Annotated in this window: 13 protein-coding genes and 1 tRNA gene; 10 read left to right on the forward strand and 4 right to left on the reverse strand. The window is 58.1% G+C overall.

The features are described from left to right. Positions 1-22 precede the first annotated feature (22 nt). Positions 23-769, reverse strand: coding sequence for a class I SAM-dependent methyltransferase (locus tag AC5S16_RS18510; protein WP_493931783.1), 747 nt, complete (start codon positions 767-769; stop codon positions 23-25). A 194-nt stretch (positions 770-963) separates the two neighbouring features. Here AC5S16_RS18510 and AC5S16_RS18515 point away from each other — a divergent pair. Next, a tRNA-Arg gene (locus tag AC5S16_RS18515) sits at positions 964-1,040 on the forward strand. 733 nt (positions 1,041-1,773) lie between these two features. Here AC5S16_RS18515 and gltB read toward each other — a convergent pair. Then, positions 1,774-6,231, reverse strand: coding sequence for a glutamate synthase large subunit (gene gltB / locus AC5S16_RS18520; protein ID WP_493931590.1), 4,458 nt, complete (start codon positions 6,229-6,231; stop codon positions 1,774-1,776). 213 nt (positions 6,232-6,444) lie between these two features. Between gltB and AC5S16_RS18525 the strand changes: the two genes are divergently transcribed. The 9 genes from AC5S16_RS18525 (at position 6,445) to AC5S16_RS18565 (ending at position 15,243) form a co-directional block, all read left to right on the forward strand. After that, the gene (locus AC5S16_RS18525) at positions 6,445-6,900 is read left to right on the forward strand and encodes an arginine repressor (protein WP_493931591.1); all 456 of its coding nucleotides are present in this window, start codon (positions 6,445-6,447) and stop codon (positions 6,898-6,900) included. A gap of 2 nt (positions 6,901-6,902) precedes the next feature. Continuing rightward, complete coding sequence (gene argC / locus AC5S16_RS18530) at positions 6,903-7,964, forward strand: N-acetyl-gamma-glutamyl-phosphate reductase (RefSeq protein WP_493931592.1); 1,062 nt, start codon at positions 6,903-6,905, stop codon at positions 7,962-7,964. Next, complete coding sequence (gene argB / locus AC5S16_RS18535; protein WP_493931593.1) at positions 7,961-8,743, forward strand: acetylglutamate kinase; 783 nt, start codon at positions 7,961-7,963, stop codon at positions 8,741-8,743. The genes argC and argB overlap by 4 nt, the downstream gene beginning before the upstream one ends. Before the next feature lie 14 nt (positions 8,744-8,757). Then, entirely contained in the window at positions 8,758-10,017 is a 1,260-nt protein-coding gene (locus AC5S16_RS18540) for an aspartate aminotransferase family protein (RefSeq protein WP_493931594.1), read from the forward strand. Beyond that, entirely contained in the window at positions 10,010-10,999 is a 990-nt protein-coding gene (argF, locus tag AC5S16_RS18545; protein WP_493931595.1) for an ornithine carbamoyltransferase, read from the forward strand. Before AC5S16_RS18540 ends, argF begins: the two co-directional genes overlap by 8 nt. Positions 11,000-11,088: 89 nt before the next feature. Then, on the forward strand, positions 11,089-12,453 hold the full coding sequence (gene argG / locus AC5S16_RS18550; RefSeq protein WP_493931596.1) for an argininosuccinate synthase: 1,365 nt from the start codon (positions 11,089-11,091) through the stop codon (positions 12,451-12,453). Then, positions 12,453-13,931: an argininosuccinate lyase gene (argH, locus tag AC5S16_RS18555; protein WP_493931597.1), complete on the forward strand. Its 1,479-nt coding sequence runs from the start codon at positions 12,453-12,455 to the stop codon at positions 13,929-13,931. The genes argG and argH overlap by 1 nt, the downstream gene beginning before the upstream one ends. Beyond that, entirely contained in the window at positions 13,918-14,439 is a 522-nt protein-coding gene (locus tag AC5S16_RS18560) for a GNAT family N-acetyltransferase (protein ID WP_493931598.1), read from the forward strand. Before argH ends, AC5S16_RS18560 begins: the two co-directional genes overlap by 14 nt. A 48-nt stretch (positions 14,440-14,487) precedes the next feature. Then, positions 14,488-15,243, forward strand: coding sequence for a hypothetical protein (locus AC5S16_RS18565; RefSeq protein ID WP_493931599.1), 756 nt, complete (start codon positions 14,488-14,490; stop codon positions 15,241-15,243). A 50-nt stretch (positions 15,244-15,293) separates the two neighbouring features. Here the strand turns inward: AC5S16_RS18565 and AC5S16_RS18570 are convergent, their stop codons facing one another. After that, positions 15,294-15,983: a lipid-binding SYLF domain-containing protein gene (locus AC5S16_RS18570; protein WP_493931600.1), complete on the reverse strand. Its 690-nt coding sequence runs from the start codon at positions 15,981-15,983 to the stop codon at positions 15,294-15,296. A gap of 625 nt (positions 15,984-16,608) precedes the next feature. Next, complete coding sequence (locus tag AC5S16_RS18575) at positions 16,609-19,050, reverse strand: ADOP family duplicated permease (protein ID WP_493931601.1); 2,442 nt, start codon at positions 19,048-19,050, stop codon at positions 16,609-16,611. Positions 19,051-19,057 lie beyond the last annotated feature (7 nt).

The raw sequence follows: 19,057 nt of genomic DNA on the forward strand, positions 1-19,057 counted from the left end.
TCAATGCTCCTCCAAGAGACCACTACATAAGTGCTTTTATCAGCATATTCTGAGACAAAACAGCGGCAGCGCTGCCTGTTTCTGCAGCCAGCATTACACGATGGTAAAACGTTCCAGCGTCCCAGATCACGCGCCGGGCAAGGCTCTTCATTCCGTGAACCACTGGCTTGTCTTCATAGCAGCTGACTTTACTGAAGCCGACCGTGCGGAAAAGCTGTCTGGCAGACGTCGGGGTAAACGCCTGTTCATGCGTCAAATCGCCATAGCGGATTCGCATGCCGTACAGTCCCTCAGCATTGGGTACATGGGCAATACACATGCTGTCGTGCTTCAGCACGCGATGGATCTGGTCCAGTGTATGAAACAATTCATCTCTGGTCAGATGCTCCAGAACATCCATCACCAGGACCACATCCACACTGCCATCCCCTTCTTCGGCGAGCAGTTGCTCCAGCCCCCCCTGACGCGCCTGGGAAATTCCTAGCTGGTGCGCCAGTTCCACCTGTTCCGCCGAGATGTCGATTCCGCAGATGTTCTTATAGCCTGCCCGCGACAAGAAATACAGAAACGTCCCATGCCCACATCCCAGATCAAGGATTCTCGCGCTTCGGTCACGAGGAAGGTGCTTTTCGATAATGGCGCTAAGAAAAGCCTTCCGCGGACGAAACATCTCCTCCGCAGTTCCCTTCACTTCACTCCCGGCCTGCTCACTGGAGATGTAAGAGTCGTAAAGTCGGGATTTCCATGATGTACCAATACTGCTCGACATTTGCTTCACTCCCCTAGAAATATCTGCTTCTGCCGCTCCAGCATGCAGGCGCGTAAATATGCAAAACCTTTCAGGTCAATGTAATAGAAAAGCAAATGTTTTGCATTTTGGCTCGTGGTAGGTCCATCATGGCTTATTGCGTCATCATCGATAAATTGATATCTTAGAAAGAGTTCGCAGTCACCTTCTCTTGCGCGCCCATAGCTCAGTTGGATAGAGCGATTGACTACGAATCAATAGGTCGGAGGTTCGAATCCTTCTGGGCGCGCCATAAAATCCAACAATTGAATCGAAGCTCAAAAGTCGCTGACTTTACAGCCCCTATCCATTAACTGTGTGATGATCCTGTCGTTGTGATGAAGGAGTTCACCCTTAACGGCTGCCCATCGTGAGCATTTCCATAAGACGGGTCGATGATGCCTCCTGACAGGGAATCCTGTTGAGAAGCCATGTCCCCGACACGATTCCTGATCAAATTTAGAGCTTGGGTCCATGATGAATACATGGGTTTCTTTCCGCCTATAGGGTTGACCTCGCGGACCGTTGGGACCACTGAGATTGAGGAAAGAGCATTGACGAAGGAGAGATAGCTATTGCAAAAATATCTTTTGATCGCACTTGGAGGTTCACTTGGATCAATCGTCCGTTTCTGGGTCGGCTCAGCGGTCGCCAGCCGCCTGGGGACTAAATTCCCTTACTGAACGTTCGTGATCAATATCACCGCCTGCAGCATTTTTTATTGCAGCCTCGTATGTACTGTTGAGTTTTATTCTGGGATTGATCGGCGTCTAGTGCGGCGTTCTGCTTGCGAGGGCGCGCCATGAGAACGCGAGAAGGCTAAGAATTGACAATTCCCTGAAAGGGGCTGGTGGCCCTCTCCGATGTTGAAATCATCAAGTATGCCTATCACGCAGTCGAGATTGAATCATGAAAGGGGCAATTCCTGGAGTGAGTACTGTTCCGAAATCCAGCAGCCCCCGCTTAAGGGGGCTGCTTTTTCGAGACTATGATTTCGGCGTCAGCCTTACAAACGACTTGCTGAACTGCTCCCAGTCCGAGAGCAACCAATTTGCGCGTGTGCTGCCGGTCTTCTCGGCGTGCAACGCAATCAGTTCGCGAATACTCTCCTGTGCCTCGGCATCAAGCGCGCTGTAAGGTTCGGCTGTGAGGAAGTCCGGGTGGTAGCGCTCTTCGCTGAGAAACTTGCCATCCTCATCAAAAACCCACGCCAAACCTCCTGTCATGCCTGCGCCGAAATTGATACCCGTGCTGCCCAAGATGGCCACCTGGCCACCGGTCATGTACTCGCAGCCGTGGTCACCCACGCCTTCGACAACAGCCAGCGCTCCAGAGTTACGGACGGCAAAGCGCTCGCCCGCGCGGCCCGCGGCAAAGAGCGTGCCGCTGGTGGCGCCATAAAGAGCCACATTGCCCAGGATCACGTGCCGGTCACTTTCGAGCGCAGCGCGGCCCTGTCCACGAAGAATGACCTCGCCACCACAAAGCCCCTTGCCAACAAAGTCGTTGGCCAGCCCCTCGAGCGTCAGCGTCATTCCTGGAACAGCAAAAGCGCCGAATGACTGACCAGCAACTCCACGCAGTCTGAACGTGACGGGCGCCTTGGGAGCGACTCCATAATCCTGCAGAAGGGCAAGTTCTCCAGCGAGACGCGCGCCCAGCGTGCGGTTCTCATTGGTGACGCTCGATTCGAGCTCGAACGGCGTGCCTGCTTTGTACGCGGCAACAGCCGGCTCAACCCAGGCGTCGTCAAGCTGCGGATGCTCTTCCGGCCGCAGGTTGCGCTCGCCATGCCACCGCGTCACCCCGTTTGCAGGAGCAGCCAGCAGCGGCTTCAGATCAAGACCGCCATTGTACCGTACCTGATCAAGCAGATCGGTGCGGCCTACGGCAGCTTCAAGAGATGGCAGCCCCAGTTTGGCAAGCAGTGCCTGGATATCACGCCCCAATTCTTCAAAGAACTTCACCAGATGCTCCGGCCGTCCACGGAACTTCGCCCGCAGATCAGGCCGCTGCGTCGCAATGCCAGTCGGACACGTGTTGAGATGACATTGCCGCGCCATGTCACAACCGAGAGCAACAAGCACCGCAGTGCCGAAGGCAAACTCGTCTGCGCCGAGCATCGCGGCATACAGAACATCTTTCGCCGTGCGCAGTCCACCGTCAGTGCGCAAACGAACGCGCCCACGGAGGCCAGTCTCGATGAGCACCTGCTGTGCTTCAGCAAGTCCAAGCTCCCACGGATTGCCCGCGTACTTGATGCTTGAAAGAGGCGAAGCACCCGTGCCGCCGTTATGTCCGGCAATAACAATGTAATCGGCATACGCCTTGGCAACACCTGCTGCAACAGTACCTACGCCAAGTTCGGAGACAAGCTTCACACCAATTGCAGCCTTGGGGTTCACACGTCTCAGATCATGGATCAGTTGCGCGAGGTCTTCAATCGAGTAGATATCATGATGCGGCGGCGGACTGATGAGCTGAATCCCTGGCTGCGCATGACGCAGGCGCGCAATCAGCTCTGTGACCTTGTGTCCCGGGAGCTGTCCGCCTTCGCCCGGCTTCGAACCTTGCGCAATCTTGATCTCAATCTCTTCGGCGTTCATCAGGTACTCCGCTGTGACGCCGAAGCGCCCCGACGCGACCTGCTTGATCTTGTTGTTCAGCAGATGCGCAGGAACGTTCGTGCCATTCAGCGGCAGCTCGCCGTATGGATCGTAGACGGCGCGGTCTTCCCCGCCCTCACCTGTATTGGAGCGCCCGCCCAGCATGTTCATCGCGGCGGTGATGGTCTGATGCGCCTCAGGACTCAGAGAGCCAAGCGACATGGCGCTCGCAATAAACCGCTTGTAATAGTTCGAAGAAGGCTCAACCTGCTCAAAAAGCAGCGGCGCGCCTGCAGGACGAAACTCCAGCAGATCGCGGAGTACCGCCGGCTCTTTCTCGACCGCAATACTGGCAAAAGCCGCCCATGCCTGCCCCGGCTCGGCAACTGCTGCAGCGCTGCGTGCCGTGCCCACAACTGTCTGCAGCAGACGCACTGTCTGCGGCTGCCAGGAATGCGGTTCGGCCTTGTCTGCCTTGCGGAAGCGCACCCAGCCGTAGTCGGGCAGGTCTTTCACAGCAGTAGCAGTGCCGCCCTGCCCTTCTCCGGAAGCAGCATCTTCGTTAAAGCTTGCCAGCCATTGGCCGCGGATGGTGCTTTCAAGCGCCGCGAAGCCAACGCCGCCCAGAGGAGCAGGCGTGCCAAAGAAGCACTTGTCGATCACTTCTTCATTGAGGCCGATCGAATCGAAGAGGTGCGCGCTGCGGTAACTGTCCACCACAGAGATACCCATCTTCGACATGATCTTCGCCAGGCCAAGGTCAAAGGCATGCAGCAGGTTCGCTTCACCCTTTTCGGCGTTGGTCGAACGCGCAGTCTCTAGAGCGAGCCACGGACAGACAGCTCCAGCGCCCATGCCAAGCAGCACTGCGCCATGATGCAGATCGCGGCAGTCGCCGGCTTCAACAGCAAGGCCCACGCGCGTGCGCTCTCCGGCGCGGATGAGCGCGTGATGCACAGCGCCTGTCGCGAGCGCCATCGGGATGGGAATAGTCTGCTGACCGCATGTGCGGTCGGTCAGCAGCAGAATTGCAGCGCCTCCGCGCACCAGATCGATAGCTTTGGCGCAAAGATCGTCAAGCGCGGTCACCAGAGTGCATGCCGGATTGAAAACGCAATCAAGCACGGCAAGCGGCAGCTCATCCGCCAGGCCATGCTGGCGCGTGCGCAATGCTTCACTCTGCCCCAGCGACAGAAATGGCGACGACAGAGAAAGTCCAGGCAGAGGCGTCTTCTTACTCAGAAGATCAGGCCACGGACCCAGACGCGTGTGCAGTTGTACGACAACGGCTTCACGCAGTGAATCAATTGGCGGATTCGTCACCTGCGCAAAACGCTGGCGGAAGTAGGCATACACAGGCCGCGGCGTGCGTGCCAGCGGAGCCAGCGGTGTATCATCGCCCATCGACCAGACGGCATCTTTGCCATCGGCAACCATCGGCTGCAGGATCATCTTCACGTCTTCGCGCGTGTAGCCGAAGCCATGCTGCAGGCGTGCGAAGTCGGCGGCTTCACGCGTTGCGACCGGCGTGTTCGGATCAAGCGTAGTTTCTTCAAGAAGATTTTCGTACTGCGGCGCAGCGTTATCGAAAATCCGCAGCAGCTCATCGTTCTCATACAGCTTCTGCTTTTCGATGTCCGCGACCAGCATCTCACCCGGGCCAAGGCGTCCGCTATGAACCACCTTTTCAGGATCGAGATCCACAAGACCGGCTTCCGAGCCAACCACTACAAGGTCATCCGTAACGAAGAATCGACAAGGACGCAGGCCGTTGCGGTCAAGCGCAGCGCCAACGAAACGGCCGTCGGTGAAGGAAATTGCAGCAGGGCCGTCCCATGGCTCCATGCAGTCTTCGTTGTAGGCAAAAAACGCCGAGTTCCCTTTTTCCTCTGCGGGAGGAAGCAGCAAACGCACCGACTCCGCAACCGTACGCCCATTGTGTGCCAGCAATTCCAGCATTTCATCCAGGCTGGTCGAATCCGAACCATCGGGGGTGAAAAGAGGCTTCAGTTCTTCCGGCAGAGTGGCAGCGCGAGCATCCATGCGAGCGCGGTTTCCCCACACGGTATTGATTTCGCCGTTATGCGCCAGCATGCGGAACGGCTGCGCACGGTCCCATGAAGGCGCAACGTTGGTCGCATATCTCTGGTGGAAGACAGCAAACGGTGTGATGAATCCCGGATCGGCAAGATCAGGGAAGAACTCAGGCAGCAGGCGTCCGGCGCACATGCTCTTGTAGATCATCGTCGTCGACGAGAGCGAACAGACGTATCCCGGCGCTCCGCTGCGCTCAAACTGCTTGCGCGCAAGATAGAGGCGGCGGTCAAGCTGGTCATCACTGCTGGAGGTAATGAGCACATGCCGGATCACAGGCATGGTGGACAGGGCAATTTCACCGAGGACTTCAGGACGGGTAGGAACCTCACGCCAGGCAAGGATGCTACAGTTCTGTGCGGCGAGCGCCAACTCCAGTTCCGAGCGAAACTCCGCCACATCCTGGGGAAAGAACACCACGCCGACCGCGAAGGGCGCGTCAGGCAGCAGCGAAACACCGGCTGATTCAAGCAGCAGTTCCCGCGGAATGCCGGTCGAAATGCCGATACCGTCGCTCGATTTTCCGTCAGCGGCCACAGCGCCGCGATGCGCCAGGCGTGCAAGCGCGGTCAAAGCCTTCTCGATAATATCGTGCGAAGGATTGTGGTTGAGGGTCGCAATAAAGCCCACCCCACAGGATTCGTGCTCAAAGCGCGGATCAATTAAAGAAGGACGGGCTGAGGCCTGAGAGACACCCTGGCGCTCCGGCGTAGCCGGCGAATCAAAATTATTTATGTAGCCCATAGCTCACTATACGACCCTTTCTTCCGGCAACGGCCAGAAAATTTCATGGAAATTCAATGAATCGCTGGTCGACAAATTAGTCCTGTAGTTTTCTTTATTGGAGAGAAAAAAATCTTTTATAAAGAAGGTTGACAACAGCGATATGTATATTTATACAATTGAATTGTATTTTTATGCAAATGGAGGAGCGGCCACCGGCTGCGTTTTTTCAGTTTGAGCAAGACGGAAAGACACAACGCAATTCGGGAACTCGTGGCTAACGCAGTGATTTCCAACCAGGAAGAGCTGCGCCGCAAGCTTGTCCGCCGCGGCTTTGACGTGACACAGGCGACAGTCTCGCGCGATATTCACGAATTGCACCTCTATAAGGGGCCGAACGGCTATGCCCTGCCCAATGGCAACGGCAATGGCCGCGTAGAAGATGACAGCAGTTTGCCGTCTATTTACGAAGTTTTGAGAAGCTTTGGGTTGAAGGTGAATCAGGCGCAGAACCAGCTTGTTCTGATCACCGCAAGCGGCGCCGCGCAGCCTGTGGCACTCGCCGTTGACCACGAAGACTGGTCAGAGGTAGTCGGCACGCTGGCCGGCGACGATACGGTTCTGATTATTTGCCCCGACCAGAAACGCGCTTCACAGCTGCGCACGCGCCTGGAAGAGATGATTGGTTGACGATGCAGAAGAAAATACAAACCGCAGTGATGGGAGTGACGGGCTACGCCGGCATGGAGCTGGCGCGCCTTCTGCTGCATCATCCCCGGCTGAAAAACACGCCGCCCATCTTTCTCGGACGCTCCGAGGCAGCGCACGGCGCTGTTGCGCTCACTGAGCTGCATCCTCAGTTGATGGACAACAACGGCTCGCAGGCGCTGAAGGTCGAGCCCTTTTCCTGGGAGCTGCTGAAAGACCGCGGCGTCGATGTGCTTTTCCTCGCGACTCCGCACGAGCAGTCGCGCGAATGGGCGCCCGAAGCTCTCAAGCATGGTCTGCGCGTCATCGACTTGAGCGGAGCATGGCGGCTCGCGCATTCTGAGAACCGCGCTGTCTACAAATTTGCTGACGAGGGTGCCGACGCTGCTGTGAAAGTCCAGGCTGAAAGCGTGTACGGCATGCCGGAACTGCACCGCAATGAAATCAAGCATGCGGATCTTGTCGCCAATCCCGGATGCTATGCGACATCCATCATCCTCGCGCTCAAGCCGCTTGTGGCCACGGGCTGGGTCGATCTCGATCGTGGCATTGTGAGCGATTCCAAGTCCGGCGTCTCCGGCGCGGGCAAGACGCCGTCAGCAAAGACGCACTTCATGTACGCGGCAGACAACCTCTCCGCATACGGAGTCTTCAGCCATCGCCATACGGGTGAGCTTCTGGAACAGCTTGAGATTGCGCCGGAGCAGATCGTCTTCACGCCGCATCTGCTGCCGATTCCCCGCGGCATTCTCTCGACCACCTACGTTGCGTTCAAAGAGAAGAAGGCGCCGGAGAAAGTGGAGGCCTGCTACCGCAGCTTCTACAAGGACAGTCCTCTGGTTCGTGTCTTCCCTGCCGGCCAGCTTCCGCAGATTCAGTATTCCGTGCGCACCAACTATTGCGACATAGGGTTTCAACTTGCCGCTGACGGGCGACGATGCATCATCGTCTCCTGCCTGGACAACCTGCTCAAAGGCGCCGCCGGACAGGCGGTGCAAAACATGAACGTGATGTATGGATGGAACGAAGCGGAGGGGTTGGCATGAAGTTCGTTGTGAAACTCGGCGGCGCTGCCCTCGAAAACCCTGCATTGAGAGAAAGCTGCGCGAAGGCCATCGCAGAGCTGGTAAAGGACGGCAACCAGGTCACGCTGGTACATGGCGGCGGCGTGCAGCTGACAAAAACGTTGCAGCAGCTCGGCAAGCAGAGCGAGTTCATCTCCGGCCTGCGGGTCACGGATGCGGAAACGCGCGATGCGGCCTTGATGGTCCTGAGCGGGCGTGTGAATAAATCGCTCGTTGCCTCTCTGGGCGCGCACGGCCAGTCTGCCGTCGGGCTCTGCGGCGGAGATGGCCTGGTCTTCCGCGCGCGCAAGAAGCGCATGGCTCCTGATCTTGGCTTTGTCGGCGAGATCGTCGCCTCCGACCCGCGCTGGCTTGAGGCCATCTGGAAGATGGGCGCCGTGCCCGTCATATCGAGCCTCGCGCTTGGCTTTGACGGCGAGTACTACAACATCAATGCCGACGAGATGGCGTCTGCCTGCGCTGCCGCATGCAAGGCCGACGCGCTGGTCTTCCTCACCGATGTTCCCGGCGTGAAAGACGCGAACGGCGACGTCATGCGCTGGCTCACCGTCGATCAGATTGCCAGGCTCGCCAAAGACGCAGTTATCAGCGGCGGCATGCTGCCCAAGCTGAGTGCCTGTCGCGAAGCATTGCTGCAGGGCGTGAAGCGCGTGCGCATTCTGCCCGCGGAAGCCGCTGCCCTGCTGCCCGACCTGTGCAGCACGCGCATCAACCACGGCACCGAAGTGATGGTTGCATAGGAGATTTATTCACGATGAAACTGGATGCAATTCGCGCAGCCGAAGCAAAGCTGCTGCTTTCTACCTATGAGCGTAATCCGATCCTCTTCGTCAGCGGAGAGGGCGTTCATCTTATCGACGAAAACGGCGGCCGTTACCTCGATCTGCTGAGCGGCATCGGCGTCAACGCGCTCGGATATGGCCATCCTGCAATCGTCGACACCATCGCCGGGCAGAGCAGGAAGCTGATCCATACCTCAAACCTCTTCTTCCATGAAGGCCAGGCAGAGCTCGCTCTGCGCCTCACAGAAAGAAGCGGAATGGATCGCGCCTTCTTCTCGAACAGCGGAACGGAAGCCATTGAAGCCGCGCTCAAACTTGCCCGCGCTTATTCAGGAGCAAAACGTAGCGAAGGCAAGCAGCTCAGCACAAAAATTCTCGCGCTCGAAAACAGCTTCCACGGACGCACCATGGGCGCTGTTGCAGCCACGCATAAGGAAAAGTACCGCGCTCCGTTCGCTCCCGTGATGCCGGGCGTGGAGTTCGTCCGCTTCAACGACATTGAACACCTGAAGGCGAAATTCTCTAATGAGTTCTGCGCTGTGCTGCTTGAAGCGATTCAGGGTGAAGGCGGCATCCGCCCGGTCTCGCAGGAGTTCCTGCAGGCCGCTCGCGAACTGACCCAATCCACCGGAGCTTTGCTCATCATTGATGAAATCCAAGCCGGCCTGGGCCGCACAGGAAAGTGGTTCGCCTATCAGCACTACGGCATCGAGCCCGACGTGGTCACCCTCGCCAAGCCCATTGCCGGCGGCCTGCCGCTGGGCGCAATGCTCTGTACGGAAGAAGCAGCGCAGGCGATTCATCCCGGCATGCACGGCACAACCTTCGGCGGCGGCCCGCTGGCCTGCGCCGTTGCCATCGCCGTCATCGACGCAATCGAGAAAGAGCATCTTCTCGACCATATCAATGAAACAGGCAGCTACTTCATTGAGAAGCTCAAAGCCCTAAGGCAGAAGCACAGCACTATCACGGAAATTCGCGGCCTCGGCCTGATGCTTGCCATCGAGCTTGAATCGGCCGACCTGGCAAAGACAGTCCTGGCGGAAATGATGAAGCGCCGCATCCTGATCAACCGCACCAGCGAGACAGTGCTGCGCTTCCTGCCGCCCTACACTCTCGAAAAGCAGCATGTGGACGAAGCCATCGCTGCTCTCGACGCAATCTTAACCGAGCACGGACCAGCCTATGCTGGCGAGCAGGCTCGCACCCAAGGAGGAACCAAAATTGGCTAGCAAAACACTCGCGGTTCTCGAACAGGAAGCTGGCCTGAGCGAATCGCTCGCCGGACGCGACCTGTGCTCCATCGCCGACCTCACGCCCGCCGAAGTCTCCGCAATTCTGGGGCTCGCGCACGACGTGAAGGCCAACCCGGGCAACTACCGCCACGCGCTCGACGCGAAGCAGATGGTCATGTTCTTTGAGAAATCATCGCTGCGCACGCGCCTGACCTTTGAGACTGCGATCAACACCACGGGCGGCAATGCCATCTTTGTCGACCAGACGCAGTCGCCGCTCGGTGAGCGCGAATCGCTTGCCGACATGGCGCGCAACCTCGAGCGCTGGGTCTCTGTGATCGTGCTGCGCACCTACGCGCACGAGACCATCACCGAGATGGCGCAATACGCGAGCGTTCCCATCATCAATGCGCTGAGCGACCTCGAGCATCCCTGCCAGGCGCTGGCTGACTTCATGACGCTCGAAGAGCGCTTCGGCACGGTGAAGGACCTGAAGTTCACCTACGTCGGCGACGGCAACAACGTTTGCCATTCGCTCATGCTGCTTGCGGCCCAGCTCGGCGCGCATTGCACTGTGGGTACTCCGAAGAACTACGCGCCCAAGGCGGACATCGTCGCCCAGGCGCGCGCCATCGGGAACGTGACCGGAAGCAACATCACCATCATCAATGATCCGGTTGCCGCGGTCACCGGGGCAGACGCGATCTACACCGACGTCTGCACCAGCATGGGCTTTGAGCATGAGGCGACCAAGCGCGCGCCCATTTTCAAGCCCTATCAGGTGAATGAAACCATGATGGGTCACGCCGCTCCTCATGCCGTGTTCATGCACTGCCTGCCCGCGCACCGCAACGCTGAAGTGACCGATGCGGTGCTCGATGGGCCGCAATCAGTAGTCTTTGATCAGGCGGAAAATCGCATGCACGCGCAGAAGGCATTGATGCTTCTGTTGCTCGGCGGGGCAAAACCGGCGAAGTAAATTCGTCTCCCACTCTTTACGCCAAATGGTGGGAGGCCCCATGCTGGCCGAATATCACAACAATCGAAGAAATCCGAGGTTTGCATTAAATGTCTGTCATTCTTGAAAGTCTGCCGGTTGGGCAGAAAGTCGGTATCGCTTTTTCCGGCGGCCTTGACACCAGCGCTGCGCTTCACTGGATGAAGCAGAAAGGTGCGGCGCCCTACGCCTACACCGCTAATCTCGGTCAGCCGGACGAAACCGATTACGAAGCCATCCCCCGCAAGGCCCTTGAGTACGGCGCGGAGAATGCGCGGCTCATCGATTGCCGTGGACCGCTGGTTCGCGAAGGCATTGCCGCACTGCAGTCCGGAGCCTTCCACATCTCGACTGCGGGCATCACCTACTTCAACACCACGCCTCTTGGACGCGCCGTTACCGGCACCATGCTGGTCACAGCCATGAAAGAAGATGGCGTCAACATCTGGGGCGACGGCTCGACCTTCAAGGGCAACGACATCGAGCGCTTCTATCGCTACGGGCTGCTCGTCAATCCCGATCTGCAGGTCTATAAGCCCTGGCTCGACCCGCTCTTCATTGATGAGCTTGGCGGCCGCGCCGAGATGTCTGCCTTCCTGCAGAAGTCCGGCTTCGGCTACAAGATGTCCGCTGAGAAGGCCTACTCGACTGACTCCAACCTTCTCGGCGCCACGCACGAAGCCAAGGACCTCGAACAGCTTTCGAGTAGCATCCGCATCGTCGAGCCCATCATGGGAGTGGCCTTCTGGCGTGACAATGTGGATGTAAAGCGCGAAGAGGTGACGATCCGCTTCGAACAGGGCTTCCCCGTAGCACTGAACGGTAAGGCATTCTCCAACCCGGTCGAGCTGCTGCTCGAAGCCAACCGCATCGGCGGACGTCACGGCCTGGGCATGAGTGATCAGATAGAAAACCGCATTATCGAAGCCAAGAGCCGCGGCATTTATGAAGCTCCGGGCATGGCCCTGCTCTTCATCGCCTATGAGCGCCTTATCACCGGCATTCACAACGAGGACACCATCGAGCAGTATCGCGAAAACGGTCGCAAGCTGGGCCGCCTGCTCTATCAGGGACGCTGGTTCGACCCCCAGGCCATCATGCTGCGCGAGTCCGCACAGCGCTGGGTGGCGAGCGCCATCACCGGAGAGGTCACGCTCGAGCTGCGCCGCGGCAACGACTATTCGATTCTGAATACCGAGTCGCCCAACCTCACCTTTGCGCCCGAACGCCTCAGCATGGAGAAGACCGAGTCGGCCTTTTCACCGCGCGACCGGATCGGCCAACTCACAATGCGCAATCTCGACATCACCGACACTCGCGCCAAGCTGATGACATACGCACAGACCGGCCTCATCACACTGAGCCACGGCTCGGAGATGCCGCAACTGAACAGCGGGACAAAAAATGGGAGCACAACGAAAGGCGAAGAGAACTGATGAGCGAACAGCACGCCAAGATGTGGTCTGGCCGCTTCCGCGAGCCGCTCGACCCTGTTTTTGATCATTGGCAACGCTCATTCCGCTTTGACCGGCAGCTGCTAGGAGACGAAGTAGCTGCCAGCAAGGCGCATGCGCTTGCTCTGCGCGCTGCCGGAGTACTGTCAGATGCCGAACATGAAAAAATCATTGAAGGGCTGGATGGCATTCTGGACCGTTTCGTTTCGCAGACACATCGGATTGACGAAACACCGAAGAAGCCTGAACCCCTCGGCTCCGATGCGGAAGACATCCATCACTTCGTCGAGATGAAACTCGTCAAAGCGATCGGCGATCTCGGCCTCAAATTGCATACAGGCCGCAGTCGCAATGAACAGATTGCAACCGACCTGCGCTTATACATTCGCTTTCGCATCGACATGTTGCTTGTGCACGTTGCCGCATGGGCACAGCAGCTCGTCGAAAAAGCCCAAGCGATGGGCGATGCCGTTATGCCTTCGTACACGCATCTCCAGCGCGCCGAACCCGTGCTGGTCGCGCACTGGCTGCTGGCATATGTCGAGATGCTGTTGCGCGATGCCTCGCGTCTTGAGGATTGCGCGAAGCGGCTGAACTACTGCCCGCTCGGCTCCGGCCCCATTGCCGGAGCAACGCTCGCGCTCGACCGCACCATCGCGGCAAAGGAGCTTGCCTTCATCGCTCCCACCGCCAACAGCATGGACGCAACCAGCGACCGCGACTTCGTGCTCGAATACCTGAACGCGCTCACGCTGCTCGCATTGCACGCAAGCCGCTTTGCTGAAGAGCTCACGCTCTTCTCGACCGCGGAATTCGGCTTCGTCGATCTGCCCGAGGCCTTCTCGACCGGATCGAGCGCAATGCCCCAGAAGAAAAACCCTGACTTGACCGAGCTCGTCCGCGCGAAAGTCGGCCGCGTCAACGGAGCGGCGCAGGCCGTCACGCTGCTGCTTAAGGGCCTTCCGCTGGCCTACAACAAAGACCTGCAGGAGACACAGGAGCCGGTCTTTGCCGCAACCAGCGCCATGCATCTCACGGTCTATCTGCTGGCGAAGTTCGCCGCTGCGCTCAACTTCCGTACTGATCGCATGCGCGCCGCCTGCGAGACCGGCTTCATGAACGCGATGGCCGCCGCAACCTATCTCGTGCACAAGGGAGTTCCCTTCCGCAAGGCGCATGAGAAGATCGGCAATGCCGTCCGCTACTGCCTCGACAAAGGCTGCGAGTTAAACAATCTTACGCTCGATGAGCTGAAGCAATTCGGCCCGGAGTTCGAGCAGGACTTCTTCGCCGCCGTCACGCTTGAAGCCACGCTCGACTGCCACGACGTGATCGGCGGAACAGCGCGGCACCGCGTCCGCGAAGCTTTGAAGGACGCGGAGGAGCGTGTGCAGAAGCTCATCAAGACCTACGGCACAGTCGATCTAGGCAACCAGGAGGCAGTCCATGCTGGTGCGTAAGGCGCGCCTTCAGGACGCAACAAACATCTACGAGCTGGTCAACAGCCTCTCCGGCGACGGCACACTGCTGCGCCGCGCCTTTGCCGAGATATGCGAGAACGTTCGCGACTTCACCGTCGCCGAGAGCGACTCCGGAGTCTTCCTCGGATGCGGGGCGCTGCACCTATACGGGCCGCATCTTGCCGAGGTGCGTTCCATCGTCGTGCGGCCTGAAGCCAAAGGCCAGGGCGCGGGCGCGAAGCTTCTGAGTGCACTGCTTGAAGAGGCTGAAGACAACGGCGTGGGCTGCGTCTGCCTCTTCACGCGCATCCCTGACTTCTTCTTCCGCTATGGATTCCGCGTCGTCGAAGACCGCGCGGCCCTGCCCGACAAGGTTTTCAAGGACTGCCAGAACTGCCCGCGTCTCTATCGCTGCGATGAAGTGGCCATGGCGCGCGGACAGGTGCCCAAGGTCTCGATTCTCGGGCCTCGAATTGAAGCCGAGCAACTCGTCCGCCTTACGGGATAAATTCCTTTCCTTCCCCTCCATGCGATAGACTCAACTTGCGTTCACGTCATGCATTGGAAGCTTGCACTTGCGATCGGCTCCTGCGCGCTGCTTGGCCTGCGCCATGGCTTTGATTACGATCATCTCGCGGCCATCTCCGACATCACTGCTGTGCAGCGCACACGCTGGGAAGGGATCCGCCTCGGCATCGTCTATGCTCTCGGACACGCCTTCACAGTGCTTACCCTCGGAGCATTTGTCGTCCTGCTGCACGTCTCCCTGCCTGCGCATCTCGATGCATGGGCAGAGCGCCTCGTCGGCCTCACTCTGATCGTGCTTGGCCTGCTGGTGGTCGCGAACCTGGTGCGACAGCCGCAGCATTCTCATTCCCACCAGGCGATGCAGAGCCGCTGGGTGCTGCTCATCAACGCCGTGAGACATCTTGCCTGGCGTGTGCGCCGAGTTTTTCAGAGTGATGCGCCGCGCCCCGAGCCTTATGCCTGGAACTATTCGAGTGGCTCCATCTTTTTGATTGGCGTCCTGCATGGCTTAGGTGCTGAAACACCTACCCAACTGATGCTCTTTTTATTGGCAGCCAGCCTTGGAGGCACCGCTCTCGGCCTGCTGGGACTTTTTGCCTTTGGACTGGGACTGGTGGCCATGAACGCCCTGATGACGATGGCGCTGAGCGGAATCTTCGGGACAGGCCGATTGCATCCACAGTTCTATCGCATCGTGGCGGCTGCCGGAGCGGTCTACAGTCTGGTGATTGGTTTTGTCTTTCTTCTCGGAGCCTCGGAGCGGCTTCCATCGATCAGCGGATAGATCAGTGAAGCGAACCGAAAGCTGCCGCCCCCGGTTCGCTCCTCAGTGAATCAGGAAGTATGATGCGGTGAAACGCGGTTCAGAATCCCGAGCAGGCGGGCTGCTGCTGCCGGGGCTTTGACCTTCCCTTCGCGAACGATTTGCGTTGCGGTCAGGTCCTGTCCATAGATGCTCTTATTGGCATCGCCATCGGAGCGCAGCGTGGAGCCCGCCAGAGAGATGCCGGCAAAAACGCCGCGATTGCGTGACCACGAAAGCATCTGCGCCTTGAGCACGACGTCCGTTTCGGCAGTACCAGCGCGTCCCACCGGACCGGCTGCAACAGAAGCATCCGCGCCCAGCTTCACTTTGCTCGACATAACGGAGTTTGCCCCGCCCTCATTCATCACCAGGATCACGAAATCCGTTGCCTGGCCCCCGATCTGAAAGCCGATGCTCAGGCCTTCGAGCGCGAACATAGCCGGAGCGCTCCAGGGCCCGGTGAAATTCACGCCTTTACGGCAGGTAATGACGCCTCGTCCATAGCTTCCGCCAACGACGAAGGCTGCCTTCTTCACAGAAGGAAAGACGATGACGCATTCGGACTTATCGAGCAGGTCCTGGGGGATGCCCTTGTCCGGCGTCTGCAAAATCTCTCTCAGAACCTGGCCAGATTGCTGAATGCGCGTTTGTTCGGTGGACTGCGCAAAAACCGGCAGAGCGAGACAGATGCCTGCGGTTACCGCGAGTACTCTTTTCATTTTCTCCTCCTTACGGCTGATACTGCGATGCACTGCGTTGTTCTGTTTCTGCCTGCGTGGGAAACAGTAGCACGATCTGTGAGATGCGAACAACTTGCTGTGCCGTAAAGCGGGTTAATCGGAGGGGGAGAATCTTCCTTTGGGACTGGAACTCGCCCGGCCCGGGATGAGCAACGAGCTGCTTGCCAAGTCTAAAAAACAGGGGTACCCCCCTCCCCCCTATGTAGTGCTGGTTTTATTTGTTCTCAATGACTTACGGGGGAATCACCCCCTGCTATCTTATTGATTCTTCTATTGCTTGTGCACTACTACTGTGTTTTCAGATATTTAGAGGGGGGTCTATTTCAGGCATCATTAAACAGGGCACAGCGCTCAGGGCACAGAAATTAAGAACGCCCGCTTTCTGCGGACCTCTGTTTAAATTCTCCCTCTATTTTCAGAATACCAAGTTCAGCGAAATAATATGCCAAATTTCTCATTCTACAAACTACTTGTTTTCTGTGGTTTACAAATAATTTTGCGATCCGGGACTTGACATACTCACCTGTGCCGATCATCCCAAAGAGACGCCCAACGCCGACAAGACCGCAGAGGTATGAGCTCTTCTTCTCCATTCAGCCGTTTCTTATTCCGCCCTTAATGTGTCGGCGGCCTGGATGCGGCTGATACGGAGGGTGGGCAGGAAGCTGGCGGCTGCGGCGATGACTGCCAATAGAAACAGTACTGCCACAAATGTGACAGGATCATAACTCTTCACTCCATAGATGTAGCCTGCAAGCATACGCAGAACCACGAAGGAGGCGGCGATGCCGATACAGAGTCCAGCGCCTGCAGCGATCAGTCCTGAAGAGCCTATATGCAGCATGGCCTGCCTGATCGTCGAACCCAGTGCAATGCGGATGCCAATCTCACGCGTGCGCTGGATGACGAGGTTTGAAACAAGGGAATAAATTCCAATGGCAGAAAGCGCCAAGGCCAGCCCAGCGAGCACTGTAAGCAAAAGTACCTGAATGCGCTGCTGCTGGAGCTGTTCATTAAGAACCTGCTGCATGGAATAAAAGCCGGAGAACGGCAGGTCCGGATCGGCATTTGCCAGCGCCTGTTGCATTGCTTCGGTGAGCCCTTCGACAGGCCCACGCGTGCGCACAATCCACGAAGGCTGCACAAAGGTATGGATCAGCGGCAGAGCTTTTCCTGAAACCTGTGCCGCAGGAATATAGAAGATTGGCTCTGTATCGATAGGCGCATTCCGGCTCACATTGGACTGGTCCTGCACGTCACCAACAATGCCGATGATCACGCAAACGTTGCCTCCCATCTTGAAATGCCTTCCGATGGGCGACGGGTCGTTGTAGTAACGCTTCCCGAACGACGGATTGACGACCGCTACCGATTGTGAAGTAGCTGTATCGCCTTCCGAGAAGGCACGTCCGGCAAGGATCGGCATGCGCAGCACGGAGAAATAATCAGGCGTCACGTAGGCCAAGCTGCTGGCATAATCCGTACCGGCCATCTTTCCATCAGCAATCACGATCTCGTCGTTCAGGAAAGTTTCATAAGGTGCGCTGAGGCCGACGGCAGCGCTCTCCACACCAGGAATCTGCCGGATGGCCGCAACACTCTTTTTCAGCAGCAACTGAAAGGCTGCCGCATCGTGATAGCGGACATCATCGAGCGAAACCTTCGCCATCATGACATTCGACGGATCGAAGCCGGGTGGCAGCGTCTCCAGATGCACCAGCGTACGCACCAGAAGACCGGCAGCAGCCAGAAGAATGACGGCGAGCGCCACTTCCGCTCCAATCAGCCACTGGCGCAGGCGGCCTGAACCGCCGGCAACTGCCTTGCCTCCGGCGGCAATCGAGGAACGCAGATCGACCCGCCGCGTCTGCAGCGCCGGCAGAGCACCGAAGAGCAGGCTTGTGATAAGAGAAGTCCCAAAGGTAAAGGCAAGCACGCGCGCATCGAGATGAAAACCGCCGATGGGAACCATTTCCTTCGACAGAAAATGAGGCAGCCCGTTGAGGACGAGCCCTGCCAGCGCCAGCCCTGCTCCCGCGCCAATCAGCGCAAGCACCAGGTTTTCCAGCCAGAGCTGGCGGAGAATCACTGAACGCGTAGCGCCCAGCGCGAGCCGCGTGGCAATTTCCGGAGTGCGCCGCGAAATGCGGACCAGCGCAAGTCCGGCAAGGTTCGCGCAGGCAATGAGCAGAATGAAACTGACGGCCAGCATAAGCGCGGAGACTTCATCGCGCATACCTTCGGCAAGATCAAGCTGCAACGAGCGCGCATAAAACCATGCATGTCCGTGATATTTGTTCTCAATCTCAGAAAACCTGGACAGGCGGACACGACCGAGCTGCGTATTGGCCTGCTCCCAGGTTGCTCCCGAGTTGAGCCGCGCAATGATCTCACAGTTCTGCCCTCCACACTCGCCGGCAGAATCTGAAGGATGCAAAGGCGTGAAGAGATCGGCTGTCGTCGGAGTCACTGCGTTTTGCGGCAGAATGCCGACGACGGTATAAGGCTCGCCTTTGAGCTGGATGGATTTCCCGATGATGCCGTGATCGGAGCGAAAAGCCGACTGCCACAGCCCATAGCTGAGCACGGCAACCGCAGGACCATGCGTCCGATCTTCATCCTCGGTGAAGCTCCGCCCGAGGAAGAGCGGGATGCCAAGGACATTGAAGTAGTGCGCCGAGACGCGACCGTTATGCACATAGCGAACAGCACCGCCGGCAGCCTGAGAGGCTTTCAGGTTGACGCCGTTACTGCCGCCACTCGATGCAAAAGTGACAGCGCTGACATTGTCCTTCAGCGCTTCCCATGCGGAGGTGGTCAGGTTGTTCTGTTCTGACATGCCTTCGCCCTGCTCCGTGTGCAGCATGATCGCTGCGATGCGCTCGGGCTGCGGATAGGGCAGGCGGCGAAGGATGAAGCCATCAACCATGCTGAAGACAGCAGTATTCACGCCGATTCCGAGTGCAAGGGTCAGGATGACAGCGAGGCTGAATCCTGGGCTCTTGTGCAACTGGCGGCAGGCAAAGCGGAGATCATTCCAAAGCATGCGGCTC

It is taken from the genome of Acidobacterium sp. FHG110202_01 (genome assembly GCF_059115305.1).

What these genes read in the sequence shown, in the direction of transcription:
- AC5S16_RS18510 (WP_493931783.1), bottom strand. Translation starts at nt 769, where the DNA reads ATGTCGAGCAGTATTGGTACATCATGGAAATCCCGACTTTACGACTCT.
- gltB (WP_493931590.1), bottom strand. Translation starts at nt 6,231, where the DNA reads ATGGGCTACATAAATAATTTTGATTCGCCGGCTACGCCGGAGCGCCAG.
- argC (WP_493931592.1), top strand. Translation starts at nt 6,903, where the DNA reads ATGCAGAAGAAAATACAAACCGCAGTGATGGGAGTGACGGGCTACGCC.
- argB (WP_493931593.1), top strand. Translation starts at nt 7,961, where the DNA reads ATGAAGTTCGTTGTGAAACTCGGCGGCGCTGCCCTCGAAAACCCTGCA.
- AC5S16_RS18540 (WP_493931594.1), top strand. Translation starts at nt 8,758, where the DNA reads ATGAAACTGGATGCAATTCGCGCAGCCGAAGCAAAGCTGCTGCTTTCT.
- argG (WP_493931596.1), top strand. Translation starts at nt 11,089, where the DNA reads ATGTCTGTCATTCTTGAAAGTCTGCCGGTTGGGCAGAAAGTCGGTATC.
- argH (WP_493931597.1), top strand. Translation starts at nt 12,453, where the DNA reads ATGAGCGAACAGCACGCCAAGATGTGGTCTGGCCGCTTCCGCGAGCCG.
- AC5S16_RS18560 (WP_493931598.1), top strand. Translation starts at nt 13,918, where the DNA reads ATGCTGGTGCGTAAGGCGCGCCTTCAGGACGCAACAAACATCTACGAG.
- AC5S16_RS18565 (WP_493931599.1), top strand. Translation starts at nt 14,488, where the DNA reads ATGCATTGGAAGCTTGCACTTGCGATCGGCTCCTGCGCGCTGCTTGGC.
- AC5S16_RS18570 (WP_493931600.1), bottom strand. Translation starts at nt 15,983, where the DNA reads ATGAAAAGAGTACTCGCGGTAACCGCAGGCATCTGTCTCGCTCTGCCG.
- AC5S16_RS18575 (WP_493931601.1), bottom strand. Translation starts at nt 19,050, where the DNA reads ATGCTTTGGAATGATCTCCGCTTTGCCTGCCGCCAGTTGCACAAGAGC.